The organism is Paraglaciecola chathamensis S18K6 (genome assembly GCA_000314955.1).
GTDB classification, from domain to species: domain Bacteria; phylum Pseudomonadota; class Gammaproteobacteria; order Enterobacterales; family Alteromonadaceae; genus Paraglaciecola; species Paraglaciecola chathamensis.
Window position 1 is genome coordinate 60,837 of record BAEM01000063.1, and the last position, 18,247, is coordinate 79,083.

The window sequence follows — 18,247 nt, forward strand, 5'->3', positions numbered from 1 at the left end:
CATTAACTCCTTACTTCAATACGTCATCAAAGAAGTGGCTGAGTTGCGTCATGGCTTGTGAAACGTATTCAGGCTTCCAATAGGTCTCAATGTGTGTAGCACCCTCGATAAGAAATAATTGCTTATCCTCAGACTTGGTCGCTAATTCAAACGCGTTTTTGGTCATGTACAATGAATCCGCTTTACTACCGGCAATCATCAATAAGGGCTGATTAATAAGATCCATATTCGTCGCTGCATCAAAATTCATCAGCGACAACAAACTGCTCTCTGTATAGCGAAAAGTCGAATTTGGATGGGCATGGGTTTTGCCATAATATTCGAATCCTTGTCGGTAAAGATCGAAGGGCAAGGCTGCAATTTGTTCGTCGGTTAGCTTTGCATCACCGACATAACGGACTTCTCCCGTCTTGGCTTCGATTTCTCGCGCTTCAGAAGCGGACGTTAAACGTTGCTGAATGGTATCTAGCGCAGAGTCCATGTAACCGTTTCGGCGAACACGTCCAGAATTAAACATGCTAAGTGTCGCGATGGATTTGAAACGTTTGTCGGATTGCGCTGCTTTAAGGGAGTAGCCACCGCCACCACAAATGCCAAGAAGTCCTATCTGGGATGTTGAAACCCCTGGGTAGGTAGAAATGACGTCCGCCATGCCGTGGATGTCTTCAATACGGTTAGCCGGTTTATCAATATTTCGAGGCTCACCTCCGCTGGCACCTTGGTAAGCGGCATCAGCAGTGATGGTGATGTAGCCTTGTTCCGATAGTCGTTGAGCATACAGCCCCGCAACCTGCTCTTTCACACCACCGTTAGGGTGAGCGATGACAATCGCAGGATATTGTTTCGACGGATCAAAACCAGGTGGAGTGTACACATTCGCGGCGATGTCGATGTTATTTAATTTATAACTCACCGCATGAATATTGACCTTACCCTCAACGTTTTTCGTAATGGCCCCTTCGTACGTCAACGTAAATGGATTCTGTCGATAGTCCGCCGACAATACTTCAGCAGACAATAGATTTGCCGACAGTAGGAATGCAGCCGTTTTAACCAGTGATTTCATATTTTTCCCGTGACTTAAAAAGGTGCCAAATAGCGCTCACACACCAAGAGTTAATCTCATGCTTTTAAGGATAGTAACGGCGAGAAAAAGTCAGTATTCAAATTCTGTTCAATAATTGCCTATTTCTCTGAGTACAAATTAGATCTATGTATTAGCGCCTACAGGGTGGCTATACTGACTGTATCTGAAACATCTGTAATGTGGCATAAAGATGAAAACCGACCCTACCCATGTAAACAATATGAAGCACTTAGCATCAAGCATTTCGAAGCTGACCGTACACGATGATTACTGCCCGACAGATATTCCTGGATTGACGGTATTCAAGAAAATTGACGCGAACATTCCGATGGCCGGCGCATATGAACCCAGTGTGTGTCTGATTGCACAGGGAGCAAAGCGTGTTCAATTAGGTGAGGAAACCTTCTTTTATGACACAGAGCACTATTTGTTTTCAGGTGTTCATTTACCGGTAGTAGCTCAAGTCACGGAAGCAAGTGCCGAACATCCTTATCTTGGTCTTAAACTGACTTTCGACTATCAGGAAATCACGCAACTGATGGCGGACAGCCAACTACCGCCTCCCAAGGGGCAACGTTCAGATCGTGGTATGGCAACGGGTAAACTAACACCAGCGTTAATCAGCGGGTTTCAACGACTACTTGATTTGGCTTATGAGAGTACAAATATTCCGATGCTCGCGCCCATGATAAGACGAGAAATATTTTATCGTTTGCTTGTCGGGGAGCAGGGTGAAAAGCTTAGGCAACTCGCCGCAATGGGGACGCAAACGCATCAGGTGGCAAAGGCAATCGCATGGCTCAAATCTCAATTTTCAGAACATATCAGGGTGGAGGATTTGGCTCGGGTCGCGAACATGGGGGTATCTACTTTTCACCACCATTTCCGAAATATGACTGCGATGAGTCCGCTGCAATATATAAAGCAAATTCGACTTCAGGAAGCCAGACGTTTAATGCTAACCGAGCACCTCGACGCTGCAACTGCGGCATTTCAGGTTGGTTACGAAAGTCCCTCCCAGTTTAGTCGTGAATACGCACGACTTTATGGATGCTCCCCGGCGAAAGATGTCAACGAATTGCGATATAAATTGGCGCAAACGGGAAATTAAAGGTAATGAAGTGAATAATCTGCGTGATTCATAGGCATAAGTTTCACTTGATCTTCCCCCAGCTTCGTAGACACTTTACTTGCCTGTGAATTTGTCATTAGTGAGCAAGTTTAATTAACGCTCGGTCAGGCGCGTAGCGGTAAACACAATGATCAGATATCTCGTAAGCAGGTTAGGTGGCAAACGAAAGCGTTTCAGTGCGTTATGGCGACGATCTGCGTTAAGATAGCTGCGAACTTTTTCACCGATATTCCCGTGGGGGTTATCCAGTCAAAAGTTGAGTACTTTACTCTGACCGCGGCGGGATATGCTTTAAACTATCCACAAGCCTGTGGATAGTTTCATGAGCGTTAGGATTTTCCTTTCGAACTATTGCTATCGGCATACAAGTTCATTCTCTTGATTAGTAATTGTAGCGAGTCTTCCTTTCTTGTTCGATTCTGCTTTTTACTGGCATCAAATGACTCCAGAGGAGTGAAATATCCGGGCCTATTAAATACGATGTAGGGCAGGCCAGCACTATAACCTATCGCTGAATTCGCATCTTCTAGCCTAATGGAAGCTTCAGGCCGTAACTTGATTCTACGACGAATTGTAAATGTATCGTTCGTCTGCCGCTCGATTAACGATTTATCTGCCGCTAAAACAGCTTTCCAGCTTTCCATTGAATGAGAAGGGGGAACAGTAAATATTCCGTTCTCAATCTTCTCTAACAGTTCCGTCTTCGTTAAGTTGCTCACTCTGGGGCGAGAAACCCAATTGAAGTTAATCCGGTGAACATTTTCATCAAAGCAGTAGATGGAACGGTACACGGTTGTAGTTATCAGGTGCATAAAGCGGTCATGAACTTCTTTCCACTTTTCCAACGCAGTTTCGCTTAAAGCAAGGACTCCAGCTTTAAATGCTAATTTTGCAGAATTTACCCGTTTTACTTGTGCTGAAATCTCGAACTTAGCGCCAGAGACCACAATAAGTCCAGGATGCTTAGTGACAAAGCGTCTTGAGAATGAGCTGTCGGGAACATAAAAATCGGTGAGGGCTTCTAAGCTTCGTTGTAACGCTTCATGCCCCGTCAAGGTTGTGACTTCGATCTTAGAATAACCAAACTCTATAATTGAATCCTGTTCCTCTTTAGTCACCAGTGGCACGTGAAAATAACTACACAACTCAGGGATAGCCACTTCTCGTAATAACATTCTGAGCTGCAAAATTTCAGCTTCTAGCTCAGACATTAAATCAATTAAATTACTCATCATTCACCCATGCCTTGTAAATAGGGTCCAAGCAAAATAACTTTCACGATACAACGATTTTCGCACTCGGCCAAAACGAACACGCAAGCCTTATTATTCACGGGAAATCATCTCCGGTGCTTTACATGATTTACGGACGAGTGAGTTATTCGTGGCAGATAACTTTTCATTTACCAATGTTGGAAGGTCGTCGATTAAACCCAGTTGTTCCATCACGGCAAAAAGATGTCTAGCGTTAGCACCTAGACCATTTTCAATAGCAGAAATCGTATTACGACCCATACCTGTGCTTTTCCCTAACGCTTCTTGATCCATTGTGAGCGTTCTACTTGATTTAATAAGCTCTCCCAATGATGAGAGTAATAGTTCGGTTTTATGCATGTTAAAATGTGCGTAAGCAAATTAATGCACAGAATATAGGGCATTAGTGTATAGAAACCAAAGCGTGTAATAACAAGTATAAACCAGCTAAAGCTGTCAAAACGTTCGTAAGCAATTCAAGAAACAATTTTCAGGCTCTCTATCACCTACGTTTTTAGCTTTACCTTCTCAAGTATATATTTTCCAAGCTTTTCCCGTTGATTTTTCAACTACAAAACATCATTGTTATTAAAAGTATAATAATCAAATTAGATTATTATTGGTCTTATATCATAACTAGGGGTTGAAGCTTAATATTATGAAAAGTTTATCTATTTATGACTCCCCACACTCTATAGCGGCGAGCTTAGGGAAACGGCTCAAACGACAGCGCTTAAATCGCGATATGACACAAGCTGAGCTTGGCGAGCGTTCAGGTACATCTCGTAACATAGTGAAGAACGCAGAAAATGGGAAGGTTAGCCTAATTAACCTCGTCGCCATTTTACAAGAACTAGGCGTTTTAGAACACTTAGATGTTTTTCTTTATGAGCCAGAAATCTCTCCGCTACAACTTGTAAAACTGAAAGGGAAGGTCAGACAACGAGCAGGAGGCACGCGAAAAAATGCTAAAGAGCCAGTAATTGGCGAGCTATTAGATTGGTAATTAATAAATAACTTTAGCTAAATTCATCAGTTTACTATGGTTCAAATAGGACCAATATAGTCACCTAATGTCTATAGTGGTCCTTATAAGACCACTATAATAAGTGTGTAATACCTTCGTTTTTACCCTGTGCTTCGCCCACTATTAGCTCGTTAGAAACCAACGCCTGAGTGCCAAAACCTGCTTATGGTATTATTGCAATAATCTCTATTTTTTAAGTGTTATTTATGAGTAAAAATCACAAGTCGAAGGGAATATTAAGGTCTATCAAAATTGACGATTTATCATCTTTGCAATCGTCAATTGAAGAAGACGACGAATTAATGAAACTAACTTATGGGCGGGAGCACCAAAAATAAATCGAAATTGACATAAATGATTTGTAGGACATGACTTGGGGGCATTCATTCCTCATAATCTTAGGTAGTTCTAGTACTATGAGCATTGAAGTCCATTCAATAAACGACTGTTTTTCCTTCAAAGGAGATTTTTAGAGCAGCTATAATTTAGTTTTACAACTGTCGAGTTTAGATAGTCGCAACATATATTTTGTACTGCGACCATTTGCGTCTGTTTTAATCAGAGCTCCCGATTTAACTAACCCAGCCAAATGGCGACTGGCGGTTGGTTTACTTACTTTAGTTAAAGCATGATATTGAGTGGTATTGATGCCATGCTTGAACTTTCCTTCCAGCATTAAGAGCAAAACGTCGAGTTGCGAGGTTGATAGTTTTGTCTGATCAATATTATTTAATACTTTTGTTTTAAATAGCTCTTTATCTATTACTTTCATTGCATCGAGTAGAGTTGAATTAAGCGTTTGGATAAACCACATTAACCAAGATGTTATATCTGTATCGCCTTTTTGCGTTTTTTCCAGAGCATCGCAATACCCTTTTCGGTCCCCGAAAATGCTAACTGGCATAGCGAATAGTTGCACTGAATAATGCTCACCCTGAGCAAATACTAGATCGGTTAACAAGCGTGCTATTCGGCCATTCCCATCGTCGAAAGGATGCAAGGTGATCAACCAGAGATGAGTTATAGCTGCCCTCAAAAATGGATCTAGTATTGGATCCATTCGTGAGTCATTAAACCACATTAAGAATTGTGTCAGTTCGTCGTCAATTATACTTTGATCAGGCGCTTCAAAGTGAACTATTGTCTTGTCACCCGCTTTCGACACAACTTGCATTATCCCTTTACCTCTCAACCTCCCTAGATTAATTGATTTATCTATAGGCTGAGCGATATTCATCAGTCTTTTATGCCAATGAAGGAGTCGATTTAAAGCAAGGGGAGTATTCCAATTGACGACAGCATCAATCATTATTTCTGCCAAACCATCGGCTTGCACTGTTGTTTGAACATTTTCTTGTTCAAAGCCTATTTGACTAGATAAAGAAGAACGGATCACATGCGCATTAAGCTTAACACCCTCTATCGCGCTAGAGTGCATGATATTAGCCACCAACGTATCAAGCATGATGCGCTCATCACTCTGTGGATAATGAGACGTTTTACCTAATAATATCCCTTGGTTCAGACGTGCTGTCCGGAGCAAGGGTTCGATGATGCTCTTGTCCCAAGTAAAATGAGGCCAATTCTCTCGCTGCCAAATCCACATTATAACTATCCGGATAACTGTAATCGCATCAGATTGTGATGTGATTAGCGAGATTAATCAAATCAAAGAGTACTTGATAGATGGTTATTGTCTTACTTTGTGAGTGGAATTTCTAGGCAGCGACATTTTATTACAGTATGAAAAACCTGATGAGCATTATTAACGATAGGTCTGAAAGTTCCGAATGGAAGTAACCCATAAGAAAGCTAAATGGTCTGGCTTTATGGGAGTATTACAACGTCTCGTGAGTGAGCGATTGTCCTTTGTGAATCTAACCATTAAAACTAGTAAAACTCAACGAGCAGGGGGCACACGAAAGCATGCTGAAGATCCTATAATTGGGGAGCTTTTGGACTGGGAATTAAGGAAAAATTTCAGTCTTATTCATTAGTTTATTATGAGCTAAATAGAACCATTATATACGTGTAAACCCTATAGCGGTCTATAGTGGACCACTACAACAACTGTATCAACGCCTTAATCTGCACTTTTAAATGTACCTGAGCAAATACTCACAGAATGGGTTGAAGGAGCCACCAACTCTAGCGCTCAAACAACTTAGCCGCCATAAAATTTGGTGCGTCTTATTTTCTTTCTAAAAGCTCACCGACTTCACATTTAAACAATTCACATAGTTTGTCGATCGCATCTAGATCAATACGCTGCGCTGTTTCTTTGTACAGAAGCGTCACTGTATTTCTGTGCAAACCGGTTTCTCGGGCGACGTCCATCACCTTCATTTTTCTCTCGCCCATTAGGCGGGCTAAATGACATTTAATCATTCTTTTTGATACCTAAAATTGTTATTTGTCACTTTAAGCGACAATTTGTGGTTGACCTAAGCTGCTTATAATTACATAATGTCATTCAGAGTGGCAAAACGTTCTTATAAGTTGTTATTTGCTGCTTAAATTAACATATTTAGGAGTGTCAAAATGAGTTTTTTAGTGATTACACGTAAATCTGGCGAATCTCTGGTATTGAGAGCAGGCAACCAGTCTGTTCAGCTTGTTATTAGAAAGGTGACAAGTAATGAAGCCAAAATCTGCTACAACGCTTCATGTGCAGTAAAAATAGACACTGGATTGACCATGGTAAGCGTTAGCTCCTCAGAGCCGGTTATCATCAAGCACTCTGGCAACGATTTTGAAATTTCGGGTCTGAAAAATGAATTAGGTAACCCAGTTTATGTCAGCTGTTCTTTTTTAGAAGTTAAACGAGGGCACTTGAAGCTGGGGGTGCAGGCTGAGAGTTGCGTTGAAATCATGCGTGATGAACTTCTTTTAACTGAGGTGGAAGCATAATGTTTCGTTTAGGATTTGAGGGAAAAGGGGAGTTCGGATTAAATTATGATTATTACTGGGATTTGCAAAACTATCGCAATAGTCATGAGCATGAATCCGCTCCACTGTTTAATGACTGGCAGATGCAAATCCCGTTTGCGCGATATTTGTCTGAGGAAAAACGTGTTCTATGTTTTGCTTCTGCAAAAAGTAAGTGTGTTGTCACAATCGACAACTGCATCTTTCAACTTAGGCAACATTATGCGCTGAACGAAGGCGACCATACATTAAAATTGCATGTCATTAGCTATCATGGTCATGATGATGTAGTCGTGTGGGACGTCATGAAACATCTGCCAGCGAATTTGAATCAGGGAGGGGCTCATACTGAGCATAAGGTGAAAATTGCGCGCCCGCTCAAAATAACGCTGCAGCAGGATGATGAGCTCATCTTGACACATAGCTTAAATATTCAATTGTTGGACTCTACATGGATCGATATAAGGCAAGATGAGCATTGCTTAGATTAATAGGTTGATATTTGCCAAACAAGCGTTGATTACTGACAGGTTCACGAGTGATAAATGAAACTCGCAGTGTGATATGAAAAGTTAAACTTGAAATAGGTACTAAAATGGATGTCGACGTCGTAAAAAAAATACAAGTGGAATACTCAAAATCCGACAATTTGATAGTCGCACTAGATCAGCACGATAATCTGCATATCGCTATGCATATTGGACAAGGTGCATATGACTCAAGGCCTGTTGAGCGTTTTGTAGATGAAATCAGAGAAACCGTTAGCGAGCTATATCAAAGTGGGCAGTTTATGCTTGACGGGACCAGACTCTCATATCCTGGATGTCCAACTCTTAGGCGGTTAAGAGTTAAAGACACGATGAAGCAGGAGTTCATTTTGTGTCGCGTTAAAATGTGGGCAGGGAGTGATGAATCGGCACTAAATTGGTATGAAACTGAAACGATTGCTGCATTAGGGATGACAGCGAAATCAGCTGTCGAATCTGGTCTTTTCATTGAACTTGTTGATTACATTGAAGGCATTAATCTGGGTGGTTACTGTGCACTCTAATTAAAGTTTCAAACTGACATAAGTTTTTTGGAACCCGCTTTTAAAGAGGGCAATTGCTGAGGCGTATACATAATGCACTATTAGTTATTTCCTCAATCCTACATGGAAGTCCTATGGTTAAAGTATTATTATTTTCAAACCTAATATGTTCCTTCCTAACTCCATCTCCTATTCGCAACAAAACTTGCATTTATTCTTTGCATCCATACTATTGCACCACATTGTTATCTCAATTTGTCTAGCTCAGTCATCATGGCAGAACCAAAGAAAACACGTACAAGACTTTCACCAGAAGTTAGGAAAGACCTTATACTTGATCATGCAGCCGAAGTTGTTGCAGTAGAAGGTGTGTCTGCATTAAGTATGGAGAGACTTGGGAAGGAGGCCGGAATCAGTAAATCCCTAGTTTATGCCTATTATCCTAGCATGAAAGAGCTGCTACAAACTTTACTCAAACGTGAATATAAACGCTTGAGAAAACTGCAAAGCAAAGCTGCTGAAAATGCCGAGACCTTTGAGCAACTTGTCAGATTAGTTACATCCACCTATTTGACCTACATGGAGGAACGAGGTCTAATTCTGGAAAGGTTGGCCGCTGAACCCAGCCTCGAGGATCATGGCGATCCTACCGAATATAGTCGGGAAGGGGCTGTACTCTATGTCGCCACGATTATAAGGGATAATTTTGGCATTGATATGAGTGTCGCCTACCCTACAGCGGACATTTCATTTGGTATGCCAGCTGCTGCAGGTCACTATCTGATTAAACATAATGTTAGCCGACAGACCATTGAGGACATCACTGTTGAAATGATCATCGGAAGCGTTGAAGGAGTTAAACGTAATTATGATACTGCATTGAAACCACTAGTTAAAAAAACTGGAGTTTAATTCGGCTATCCAATAACGTAAACACTAAAGTTAATCCCTGTTTCATCTTACTTATCGACGAAGTGTCACTTGGTCGGAAAATGGGCCTTCGCTACTTAATATTTCTAAAAAACCAGCTCTTTCACCAATAAGTAAACAGCTGTTTGGATTTTAAGAGTAGAACAAAATATCTAAAAAATATCCTGAAAAAATGACTTAGTCTTATAAGAACATTAATAAAGAAAATTTGCAGGGCATTACGTCTTTTATCTAAATACGCTTCATAGCTTTGGAAGTAATCTGAATTACCAAGAACGACTACGTTTTTTGACAAAACTACCCACTAATTTGTGAACATCGTCGATTAATATTCGATCTTCTCGAACATTATCAACCGTGATTAGTCAAAATTTTGGTAGAGTCTCTGGTCTTTTTAGAGCGTCCACGTAGTCAGTTTTTACTTCATTATTGCCGGCGCAATACAAATTGGCGATTGCCCATGCAAAATGCCTTACTGCGTGTTTACTATCGATCATGTCAACCGTTTAGTATGATATAGCCCATCAATATTATCCAAAGATAAACTGGATATCTTGGCAGCGGCCGCAGGAGAAATAACTCGATCGCGGATGGCCCAAATCTTTAGTTCTTCAGTGGCGATATTGCGACGTAGTTCTTCTTCAGCTATTTTCATCGTAGTTTCGAAGTCAATGTTATCAATGAGCACTGCTTGCTGGGCATTGATAATATTGCTCATAAACGACCCTATCGATTAACTCGCCATCACACCTAAGTTCAACCTGATCAGGTCCCGTGCTCGGATAGAAAATCTTTTCCTGAATATTGCTAAGCAGGCTGACTTAAAGATTCAGGCGCATCAGCTTTATTTTCACGTCCACTGGCAATAACCACGTAACTTTTGGTTTCAATGGGCAAAGATTGAGTGATTGTATGGATAATAACTCATGCAAATCATCCTGATTTTCATCGGGATGAGGTAAAGTGAGCCCCAAGCTTTAGCAGCAACTAAAGCCTTCTTTTGTGGTAGTTCGATTGAGTTATGGCTCCTAAGTTGAGAGTTCGACATCGAGAAAGAACACCACAATGGACTCCCAGCAAAACACTCGAATAGTCTATCTGCCAATATGAAAATGCACTTTTTAGACTTACTTAACTTAAATTAAAGTCATTTATCAAAGAATTTTTCCATTGCCGCTATCACTTCTTTTGGTTTATCAAAAAATGGGCTATGCCCTGATCCTGGAATAACGGTAACCGTTATATCATTTACATACTTGGGGATTTCATCCAACATAGCGGGCACAAAAGAACGTTCATTTTCTGTCCATATCAATAAACTTGGCACTGTCACTCTGGCCATTTTCGATGGCCAATAAGATGAGTCATTTATATCGGCCAATGCTGGTACATTAGCGCGATACCAATTCACTGCCCCCGTGTGTGCACCTGGCTGACTCCAAGCTTCAAAAAATGCATTTTTAAATTTGTCATCTAAGTGGCCATTTGCATAACTTTTATCGAATCCGTAACGCCATAGCATTTCTGGACCAAGCTCGGCGAATACTTTTTCAATAGCTGGACTTTTTAGCTTTTCCATATAGGCAGAGGATTTTTTTTGTTCTACATCGTTAACCAGCATATGCAATAAAACATTGTAGGGTGGCGCATTGATCACTACCACTTTATCAATATGTTGCGGATATTTTTGCGCCGTTGTCCATGCCAGTGCGCCTCCCCAGTCATGACCGACTAACGTGACTTTTTTACCTTTAGGAAGATGCTCTATAAGCGCTTTTACATCTTCGACTAAAAGCTCCATTTTATAGTTTTCGACGCCCTCGGGTTTTGCCGATAAATTGTAGCCACGATTATCTGGAGCAACAACATGATAATCATTGGCAAAATGGGATAGGAGTTTGTCCCAGGACGCACCAAAAAATGGATAACCATGTAAAAACAATATAATATCGCCCGCACCCCTATGCACGTAATGAAACTTCAATCCGTTGAGCGTGACATACTCGTCATTATATCCAAGAGAACTAATATCTACCTTTTGGTCATGCTCCTGTTTATTTAGGGCGTATGCAGCAGGAATCAACAGCGTTAAAGTGGTTACTAATACACATAACAAACGCTTAGAAAAAATTACTTTGAATTTACTGGACATCGCAGTTCCTTAAAAAGTTGTGACCCTAATTTTTTTGGTCAAAACTGTTAACTGAATAGGTACTATTGGGATTAACCACTTGTCTGAGGCTATAGATATTACTGTCAGGGTCTCTGGCAAATACTTGCCAGAATTCACCTAACAATTGAGGCTCACTAATAAAATCTACACCTAAGGATTTTAAGCGCTTGTATTCTTTTTGAATATCCGCTACTTCAATTGAAAAGGTATAACCAAGATCTGTTGGTTGACGAACAGTTGTGTTTTTAGGTGTTACCGGCTCTCTATACTGCCAAAATTCCATGACTTTAGATTTTTCATTCATTTTGAACCACCCGCCTAGCACGGAACTGTTATCAATATCAATCAGATCATCTAACGCTGGCCTTTCTTCTAAAGCAACCACACGGTAAGGCTTAAAGCCAAGGACATCTTGGTAATAGCTCATCAATGCTTCCATGTCGTGTGTTACTAGTGCAACTTGAGACATCCATAAGTTGTAATTTAGGGTCTTCCATACTGGGTCATATCCAGAGCGTGCCAACAATTTATCATCTAACTGTTCCATTTCCATCATGTTGCCCTCTGGATCATAGGCATATGCGTATGTCACGCCGTACCCGCCTAGGTCCACAGGTTTATTTTTGCGAGATAATACCTTGGCCCCAGCTCGGACAAACTTTTCAAAACCAGAATTACTTTCTGGTGACTGAAAACATGTATGGGTCATACCCGGTCCAATAACGGGCATAGTAGTGATATCAGCATCATGCATATGTTTAAAAGAAGTGAGTTCAAACAACATATTTGGTGCTTTGAGAATCGCCACTTCGTATTCGATACCCTCGTGGCCAAAAAGCTTATCTGCAATACTTCCTTTAACTGTTTCACGCTTTATGACTTCGAAACCCGTAGCGTCTTGATAAAATTTCAACATTTCATCTAAGTTTGCCACTGATATACCGATGTGATTCAGTCCCATCATAGTAGTCGTTGTGTCTTTCATTGTAGCCGTTTTATCTATCTCGATAGCACCTAATGGCAAAGTAGCCATCAGTACCGAACCCATTAACATACAACGTTTGGCAAAACCCATAATAATCTCCTAATTAAATTGTTGTTCAGTTTCAACCAACTAGATATTAGGCTGAAACAACATAGCGACTCTATTAAAACTGATTGTCTCTTTGCGTCTTATTTACCATCAACCGAGAACACCATAAGCAAATTACCAGGGATTTCACCCCACTTATCATAGCCGGAACTTAGATAGATTTTACCATTAGCAATCACCGGTCCATCTGACTCAATAGATCCACCAAAGCCTTTTACACCATTGATAGTTGTTACCGTTTGTTTAGTGTCATACTCCCAAAGAATTTCGCCTTTGGATGCGGAGAAAATTCTAAACATGCCATCTAAGCTGCCGGCATAGACTAGGTCGGCAGAACTTGATACCGCAGCGGATATACCCGGAAAACACAAGAATTTAATATCCTTGGGGCAAACATTAGGCAATGTCGTACGCCATCTAAATTCGCCAGTCTGCAAATCTAAACTGTGCAGCCCCGGATGTGGAGCTCCAACATTGTAAGGATTATTAGTGGGCAAGTCAGATACCCCCACATAAACATTTTGGTTATCGGTACTCATTCCCCAATGCACACCGCCCATAGTTCCGCCGCTTCCAACCCTTTGTTTCCAAACAACTTTACCTTTAGCGTCAGGGTCAAGCGCATACACCATGCCTGATTTTTGACCGATGATAAGCAGTTCTTTGCCTTTCACGGGACTGCTTAGCATTGCGGAAGCACCAATATCATAGTCGGGTCCGTCTTCTTTAGGACAATTAGGTGTGTTGCGTGAACAGGCACCATTCCAAGCATCGCCTTTGGTTACCTGAGTTATCCACTCAATTTCACCTGAATCTAAGTTCAAGGCAAGTACAGCGTCACTTGTTCCGGTAGCGGGAGTCGAATAGTTTTGCCCAGTGGTGGCATACAGTAAATTACGTTTTATATCTAAGGTGGGCCCAGACCAAACTGGGGCTCCCGAGGGACCATGCTGCTGCGTGCCAGCCGAGGTTTTATAGGTGGGTTTAGGGACGTCAGTGGTAAATGTACTCCATACTTTTTTACCTGACTGTATATCGATCGCAACCACTGCTCCTCTGAACGAACAGCATTCATAATCCGCTCTGGCAGCAGGAATAATTTCAAGAGAAGAAACAGGTACATACACCTTTTTTTCATCTGCAATCACCGAACCTGTGATCACCGCTAATGGATTGGGGTGTACTTTGGTACGCCACTTCAGCTCGCCTGATTGCGCATCTAAGGCATATGCGTTGCCTTCTAAATCACCAAATAAAAGGGTGTCCTGCTGTAAAAAAAGTGCGCCACGCACCTCAGTTACAGCCACATATTCCCATTGTACACAGCCTGTTTCGGCATTAAGAGCATAGATTATCCCAGCCTGACTTCCGACATAAACCATGTCCTGGCTTATGATAGGCTGTGCTCTCACTCGTGTTGCCTCAGGAAAGGCAAATGCCCACTTCAATTTTAGATCAGCCACATTATCAGGGGTTAAGCCTGAATCATTGTCTTGATATCGTGTGTTTCCGGTTTTACCTCCCCAGCCATTCCAAGCTAACTGAGACATCGTTTTAGGCAAATTAATACCTGTACTTTTACAGGTATAAGTAGTGGCCGTATTGTTGGATTCTTCAACTGTTTTACCGGTTAAAAACTGAGCCACTGCATGTTTTTCAGCGCGAGATAAAGCCATGCCTGCAGTACTCATTGATCCAGACTCTAAGGCTTTAATTATTCTTTCTGGAGGGTAAATTTTAAGTGCTTCAATTTTGGGAGCCTCAGGTAAGCCCCCCATATGGCATGCCGCGCAATTAGTTTGGAAAATTTTCTCGGCTTTATTTAATTCATCGGCCTGAACACTGATTAAACTCACAAGTGATAGGCCAACAAGAGCCATAAAACGCCACACAAAAAGCACACAAATTCGACGATTATTTGTCATTTTTATTCCCACGGGTTTCAACTCAAAATCAAAAAACGGACTTCATGGTTACAAGCATGTTCACTAATATAAACACTATTGACGGTTAGTTCAATAGAGTGTAGCATTTAACTAACATTTTTATTACAAAAGCATTAGGAGATTGATATGGACTTAGGTTTTGCTGATAAGCGAGTAATAGTCACAGGGGGCAGTCGCGGTATTGGTCATGCGACTGTGCAAACACTAATTAATGAGGGTGCAGCAGTTGCTACTTGCGCTCGTGGCGCGGAAGCTTTAGAAGCGGCACTCGCACAGTGGCAGAAGCAAGGTGGAACAGCTTACGGCGCCAGCGTAGATGTGAGTGACTCACAGGCATTTGCACGTTGGTTTGAGTTAGCTGTAGAGCAATTGGGTGGCCTAGATGTGTTCGTGTCTAATGTTACTAGTAAGAATGAATATAGTGGGGAAGCTAGATGGGAGCAGGCTTTTGAAGCCGATTTGATGCAACATATAAGGGCCACCGAAATGGCGTTGCCCCACCTGAGGAAAGGTAAAGATGCATCTATCGTATATATCGCGTCCATCGCCTCAATCATGAGCGCAAACATGCCGACGGAGACTGAATACGGGGCAATGAAGGCCGCTCTCATTTCGTACGCGTCGCAATTAGCACATAAATTAGGCAAAGAAAACATTCGTGTAAATTTGCTTTCCCCTGGGCCGATTTATCATAAAAATGGTTTTTGGCAAGGGGTAGAAAAGCATCAGCCCGACTTATATAAGCGGGCTCAAGCCTTGTCAGTGTTCAATCGTTTGGGCACTGCACAGGAAGTGGCAAACGCAACAGCCTTCTTAGCTAGTCCAGTTGCTTCCAACATTACCGGGATAAATTTGCGTGTTGACGGGGGGACAATTAAAACTGTTAACTTTTAGTCAATAAGTCCAAGCAGTATCATCACATAGTTAACCCCATGTATTTTAACTATAATTTTATTTGCAGTGACCACTAAAAATATAAAAGTTAACAAATTAGCAACAAAAAAGGTTGAATATTGTAGAAATAGTCATTAACCTTTATGTTATTGACGAGTTGTTCAGTAGTGGTCAAGGTGCCGCTAACTGAACGCCTAACTAAACACTATAACCGGATGCCCACCATGCCAGCGATAAACCTTAAAAACTCCATGCTAAGTATTATTGCCTTACTGCCTTTTGCTTTTTCAACGCTTGCCCAAGACGTAGCACAAGCGATTGATGAGAAAAAGAAAAAAGAAAACGCAGGACTTGAAGTTATTGAAGTGACCGCGCAAAAGCGTGTGACAACATTACAAGAAACACCTATCGCAATAAGTGCATTTAACGGTGCAATGTTAGAAGATCAAGACATTCAAGATAGTGCCGATATGCAGTTTGCAGTGCCAAACGTTATGGTCACAGCTGGGGGCGATTATAGTGTACGTGGTGTAGGTGATAATGCGGTTTCATCTAGCGCCGATCCTGGAATGGGTGTACACATAAATGGTGTTTATTTATCCGTTAATGCTTCACAGAACGAATTCTACGACGTGCAATCAATTGAAGTGCTGCGTGGTCCTCAAGGGACGCTGTTTGGTCGTAATACCACTGCGGGTGTGGTTAACACTATTACTAAGCGCCCAAGTGATATATTCGAAGCTGCTATAACAACTGATATTGCTAACTATAATGGCTTAAGAACAAAGGGTTACTTAAACTTCCCTATCAGTGACTCAGTATTGCAACGTTTTGCTTTCAGTACAGTAAAACGAGATGGGTATTCAGAAACAGTGGCCAGGGATGTTGATTTTGACACTCTTGACGGGCGCGACCAATGGTCTTTGAGAAGTTCAACTATCTTCGAATTCAGTGATAACGCCGAGGGCTTCTTATTTGCTCAGTACTTCAGAGAGCATAGTGATCGCAGTGTTAGTGTAGGAGTCTTATGTAAAGCAGATCCGATTCTTGGTTGTGACAACAGTGAAACTTTAGGCTATGAGTACCCCAATACTAGCTTCACCGATGGCTCATTAGCAAATGGTTCTCTAGCAGGGCTGTTTGCATCTCTTGGCTATGCCACACGTCCTGATTTCTATAATACTAATCTTGACGGCTCACCTCGCCAGTATCCAAACGATCCAAGAAAAGTAGCAACAGACTATCAACCTACATTTAACGCTGAAGATTTGCTTTTATCCTTTGAATTCAATTACGATTTTGGCGACTATGTTTTTACATCAGTATCGGCTTACCATGATAGAGATAATGAGGCTCACCGAGATTTTGATAATGGCGATGGCGCCGATGCAATGTTGGTGGCGCAAACTTTATTGTTACCAGAAGGGCGTTCAGAACCTACTACCCGTCACAGTACAACTCGCACTGATAGCGGTGCCAGCAAACAATATAGCCAAGAATTTAGGGTTGCATCATATTTAGAAGGGCCTTTTAACTATACTGCTGGGGCCTTTTATTTAAAATATGAAGGTGAAAGCCTAATTAGATTCCTCATTCCAGAGGTGACAGCCGTTGCAGCATTCAAAGCTATTCCTGATGAACTCGGTGCATTTACATTTGAAACACCAGAGGTATTTACAGACTCTTGGGCTGTGTTTACGGAAGGTTATTATGATGTCACCGAGGATTTAACATTGACCGTTGGTATTCGCTATACTGAAGAAGAAAAGTCAACCAAAACTAGAACTTATTCGCCTTTGGATATTTATCCCTTTGCCCCTGGCTCCTATTTGACCAGTGACTTTGATATGGAAAGCACTTATAAATTCGGTGACGGTGAATGGGAAGAATTCACGGGTAAAGTAGGCTTTGGTTATACCCCTGATTTAGAGATGACTGACGAAACCCTATTTTTCGGTACTCTGTCTCGTGGGTATAAAGGTGGTGGTATAAACCCAGGAGCAAGTGAATCATCATTCCCAACCTTCGATCCTGAATATATCAACGCATTAGAAGTGGGTACTAAAAATACAATGGCGGATCATACTTTCCAAGCCAATATAACGGCCTTTTTCTACAAATATGACGGATTGCAAGTGGGCGGTATTTTAGGTGACGGTACTACTTTTAACACCAATGTTGATGCTGAAGTTAAAGGTGCTGAATTTGAATTTGTGGCGGCACCTATTGACGGTTTACGTGTTAACCTGAACCTATCATTTCTTGATTCCGAAGTAATCGAGGATTTTTTAACCTCACCAGATATTTCATCTCCATCGGGCTCAGGCCCGGTTAACTTAAAAGGAAACTCTTTACAGTACTCTCCTGAAAGTTCAGTGCAGTTTGGTATCCAGTATAGTCATGAATTAAGTGATGGCTGGGAAATTTCTTATCGCGCTCAAACCTACTGGCAAGATACCTTCTACTCCCGTTTGTATAACATCAAGACGGATAAGCAAGATAGTTGGTCGCAGTCTGACTTTAGTGTAACAGTGCGTGATATAGCAGATGAAACATGGGAGTTTGAACTTTATGTTAAAAACGCTGCCGATGAAGCGTCGATTACCGGTTTAGGAGTAGATAACTCATTAGTAGGGCGTTACCGCACACCGACCTACCTCGACCCACGCACTTATGGTGTGCGCGTTACTTATCACTTTGAATGATATGTGTATCTAAATCCTGATTTGTGTTTTCTGGTATGTTTGACCCGCC

Annotated in this window: 17 protein-coding genes; 8 read left to right on the forward strand and 9 right to left on the reverse strand. The window is 41.5% G+C overall.

Going from position 1 to position 18,247, the window contains the following annotated elements; genetic code table 11:
- Window positions 1-10: 10 nt before the first annotated feature.
- Window positions 11-1,066 (reverse strand): alpha/beta hydrolase, encoded by a 1,056-nt coding sequence (locus GCHA_RS21875; protein ID WP_007992244.1) that lies wholly within the window; start codon window positions 1,064-1,066, stop codon window positions 11-13.
- A 211-nt stretch (window positions 1,067-1,277) separates the two neighbouring features.
- Between GCHA_RS21875 and GCHA_RS21880 the strand changes: the two genes are divergently transcribed.
- Window positions 1,278-2,198, forward strand: a complete 921-nt coding sequence (locus tag GCHA_RS21880) for an AraC family transcriptional regulator (protein WP_007992246.1) — start codon at window positions 1,278-1,280, stop codon at window positions 2,196-2,198.
- A gap of 350 nt (window positions 2,199-2,548) precedes the next feature.
- Here GCHA_RS21880 and GCHA_RS21885 read toward each other — a convergent pair whose 3' ends face one another.
- Together GCHA_RS21885 and GCHA_RS21890 are read right to left on the reverse strand one after the other, a co-directional pair.
- Window positions 2,549-3,454, reverse strand: coding sequence for a DNA replication terminus site-binding protein (locus tag GCHA_RS21885; protein WP_007992251.1), 906 nt, complete (start codon window positions 3,452-3,454; stop codon window positions 2,549-2,551).
- A gap of 90 nt (window positions 3,455-3,544) precedes the next feature.
- Window positions 3,545-3,766, reverse strand: a complete 222-nt coding sequence (locus GCHA_RS21890) for a helix-turn-helix domain-containing protein (protein ID WP_007992253.1) — start codon at window positions 3,764-3,766, stop codon at window positions 3,545-3,547.
- Window positions 3,767-4,130: 364 nt separating this feature from the next.
- On the opposite strand from GCHA_RS21890, the gene GCHA_RS21895 reads away from it, so the two are divergent.
- Window positions 4,131-4,478 carry a helix-turn-helix domain-containing protein gene (locus GCHA_RS21895; protein WP_007992255.1) on the forward strand — a complete coding sequence of 116 codons (348 nt, stop codon included), beginning with the start codon at window positions 4,131-4,133 and terminating at the stop codon, window positions 4,476-4,478.
- 499 nt (window positions 4,479-4,977) lie between these two features.
- On the opposite strand, the gene GCHA_RS21900 is transcribed toward GCHA_RS21895, so the two are convergent.
- Window positions 4,978-6,105 carry a Fic family protein gene (locus GCHA_RS21900; RefSeq protein WP_007992260.1) on the reverse strand — a complete coding sequence of 376 codons (1,128 nt, stop codon included), beginning with the start codon at window positions 6,103-6,105 and terminating at the stop codon, window positions 4,978-4,980.
- Between the two features lie 584 nt (window positions 6,106-6,689).
- Window positions 6,690-6,887: a helix-turn-helix domain-containing protein gene (locus GCHA_RS21910; RefSeq protein ID WP_007992262.1), complete on the reverse strand. Its 198-nt coding sequence runs from the start codon at window positions 6,885-6,887 to the stop codon at window positions 6,690-6,692.
- A 153-nt stretch (window positions 6,888-7,040) separates the two neighbouring features.
- Here GCHA_RS21910 and GCHA_RS21915 point away from each other — a divergent pair, with 153 nt between their 5' ends.
- The 4 genes from GCHA_RS21915 (at window position 7,041) to GCHA_RS21930 (ending at window position 9,369) form a co-directional block, all read left to right on the forward strand.
- Entirely contained in the window at window positions 7,041-7,409 is a 369-nt protein-coding gene (locus GCHA_RS21915) for a hypothetical protein (protein ID WP_007992265.1), read from the forward strand.
- A complete protein-coding gene (locus GCHA_RS21920; RefSeq protein WP_007992266.1) occupies window positions 7,409-7,918 on the forward strand; it encodes a hypothetical protein in 510 nt (169 codons plus the stop codon). Before GCHA_RS21915 ends, GCHA_RS21920 begins: the two co-directional genes overlap by 1 nt.
- 104 nt (window positions 7,919-8,022) lie before the next feature.
- Window positions 8,023-8,478: a hypothetical protein gene (locus tag GCHA_RS21925; protein WP_007992267.1), complete on the forward strand. Its 456-nt coding sequence runs from the start codon at window positions 8,023-8,025 to the stop codon at window positions 8,476-8,478.
- A gap of 252 nt (window positions 8,479-8,730) precedes the next feature.
- Entirely contained in the window at window positions 8,731-9,369 is a 639-nt protein-coding gene (locus GCHA_RS21930) for a TetR/AcrR family transcriptional regulator (protein WP_007992268.1), read from the forward strand.
- 511 nt (window positions 9,370-9,880) lie between these two features.
- On the opposite strand, the gene GCHA_RS21935 is transcribed toward GCHA_RS21930, so the two are convergent.
- The 4 genes from GCHA_RS21935 to GCHA_RS21950 all read right to left on the reverse strand — a co-directional run bounded on the left by GCHA_RS21935 (window position 9,881) and on the right by GCHA_RS21950 (window position 14,578).
- Entirely contained in the window at window positions 9,881-10,105 is a 225-nt protein-coding gene (locus GCHA_RS21935) for a hypothetical protein (protein WP_007992269.1), read from the reverse strand.
- A gap of 429 nt (window positions 10,106-10,534) precedes the next feature.
- The gene (locus tag GCHA_RS21940; RefSeq protein ID WP_007992270.1) at window positions 10,535-11,539 is read right to left on the reverse strand and encodes an alpha/beta fold hydrolase; all 1,005 of its coding nucleotides are present in this window, start codon (window positions 11,537-11,539) and stop codon (window positions 10,535-10,537) included.
- Between the two features lie 25 nt (window positions 11,540-11,564).
- Window positions 11,565-12,635, reverse strand: coding sequence for a VOC family protein (locus GCHA_RS21945; RefSeq protein ID WP_007992271.1), 1,071 nt, complete (start codon window positions 12,633-12,635; stop codon window positions 11,565-11,567).
- A gap of 98 nt (window positions 12,636-12,733) precedes the next feature.
- Window positions 12,734-14,578, reverse strand: coding sequence for an outer membrane protein assembly factor BamB family protein (locus GCHA_RS21950; protein WP_007992272.1), 1,845 nt, complete (start codon window positions 14,576-14,578; stop codon window positions 12,734-12,736).
- Window positions 14,579-14,725: 147 nt separating this feature from the next.
- On the opposite strand from GCHA_RS21950, the gene GCHA_RS21955 reads away from it, so the two are divergent.
- Together GCHA_RS21955 and GCHA_RS21960 are read left to right on the forward strand one after the other, a co-directional pair.
- Window positions 14,726-15,493 carry an SDR family NAD(P)-dependent oxidoreductase gene (locus tag GCHA_RS21955; protein WP_007992273.1) on the forward strand — a complete coding sequence of 256 codons (768 nt, stop codon included), beginning with the start codon at window positions 14,726-14,728 and terminating at the stop codon, window positions 15,491-15,493.
- 224 nt (window positions 15,494-15,717) lie between these two features.
- A complete protein-coding gene (locus GCHA_RS21960) occupies window positions 15,718-18,198 on the forward strand; it encodes a TonB-dependent receptor (RefSeq protein WP_007992275.1) in 2,481 nt (826 codons plus the stop codon).
- Window positions 18,199-18,247 lie beyond the last annotated feature (49 nt).

Bases quoted from the DNA above. Each gene is read 5' to 3' on its own strand.
- GCHA_RS21875 (WP_007992244.1), bottom strand. From the start codon at position 1,066: ATGAAATCACTGGTTAAAACGGCTGCATTCCTACTGTCGGCAAATCTA.
- GCHA_RS21955 (WP_007992273.1), top strand. From the start codon at position 14,726: ATGGACTTAGGTTTTGCTGATAAGCGAGTAATAGTCACAGGGGGCAGT.
- GCHA_RS21925 (WP_007992267.1), top strand. From the start codon at position 8,023: ATGGATGTCGACGTCGTAAAAAAAATACAAGTGGAATACTCAAAATCC.
- GCHA_RS21895 (WP_007992255.1), top strand. From the start codon at position 4,131: ATGAAAAGTTTATCTATTTATGACTCCCCACACTCTATAGCGGCGAGC.
- GCHA_RS21880 (WP_007992246.1), top strand. From the start codon at position 1,278: ATGAAAACCGACCCTACCCATGTAAACAATATGAAGCACTTAGCATCA.
- GCHA_RS21960 (WP_007992275.1), top strand. From the start codon at position 15,718: ATGCCAGCGATAAACCTTAAAAACTCCATGCTAAGTATTATTGCCTTA.
- GCHA_RS21920 (WP_007992266.1), top strand. From the start codon at position 7,409: ATGTTTCGTTTAGGATTTGAGGGAAAAGGGGAGTTCGGATTAAATTAT.
- GCHA_RS21930 (WP_007992268.1), top strand. From the start codon at position 8,731: ATGGCAGAACCAAAGAAAACACGTACAAGACTTTCACCAGAAGTTAGG.
- GCHA_RS21950 (WP_007992272.1), bottom strand. From the start codon at position 14,578: ATGACAAATAATCGTCGAATTTGTGTGCTTTTTGTGTGGCGTTTTATG.
- GCHA_RS21935 (WP_007992269.1), bottom strand. From the start codon at position 10,105: ATGAGCAATATTATCAATGCCCAGCAAGCAGTGCTCATTGATAACATT.
- GCHA_RS21940 (WP_007992270.1), bottom strand. From the start codon at position 11,539: ATGTCCAGTAAATTCAAAGTAATTTTTTCTAAGCGTTTGTTATGTGTA.
- GCHA_RS21885 (WP_007992251.1), bottom strand. From the start codon at position 3,454: ATGATGAGTAATTTAATTGATTTAATGTCTGAGCTAGAAGCTGAAATT.
- GCHA_RS21915 (WP_007992265.1), top strand. From the start codon at position 7,041: ATGAGTTTTTTAGTGATTACACGTAAATCTGGCGAATCTCTGGTATTG.
- GCHA_RS21945 (WP_007992271.1), bottom strand. From the start codon at position 12,635: ATGGGTTTTGCCAAACGTTGTATGTTAATGGGTTCGGTACTGATGGCT.
- GCHA_RS21890 (WP_007992253.1), bottom strand. From the start codon at position 3,766: ATGGATCAAGAAGCGTTAGGGAAAAGCACAGGTATGGGTCGTAATACG.
- GCHA_RS21900 (WP_007992260.1), bottom strand. From the start codon at position 6,105: ATGTGGATTTGGCAGCGAGAGAATTGGCCTCATTTTACTTGGGACAAG.
- GCHA_RS21910 (WP_007992262.1), bottom strand. From the start codon at position 6,887: ATGATTAAATGTCATTTAGCCCGCCTAATGGGCGAGAGAAAAATGAAG.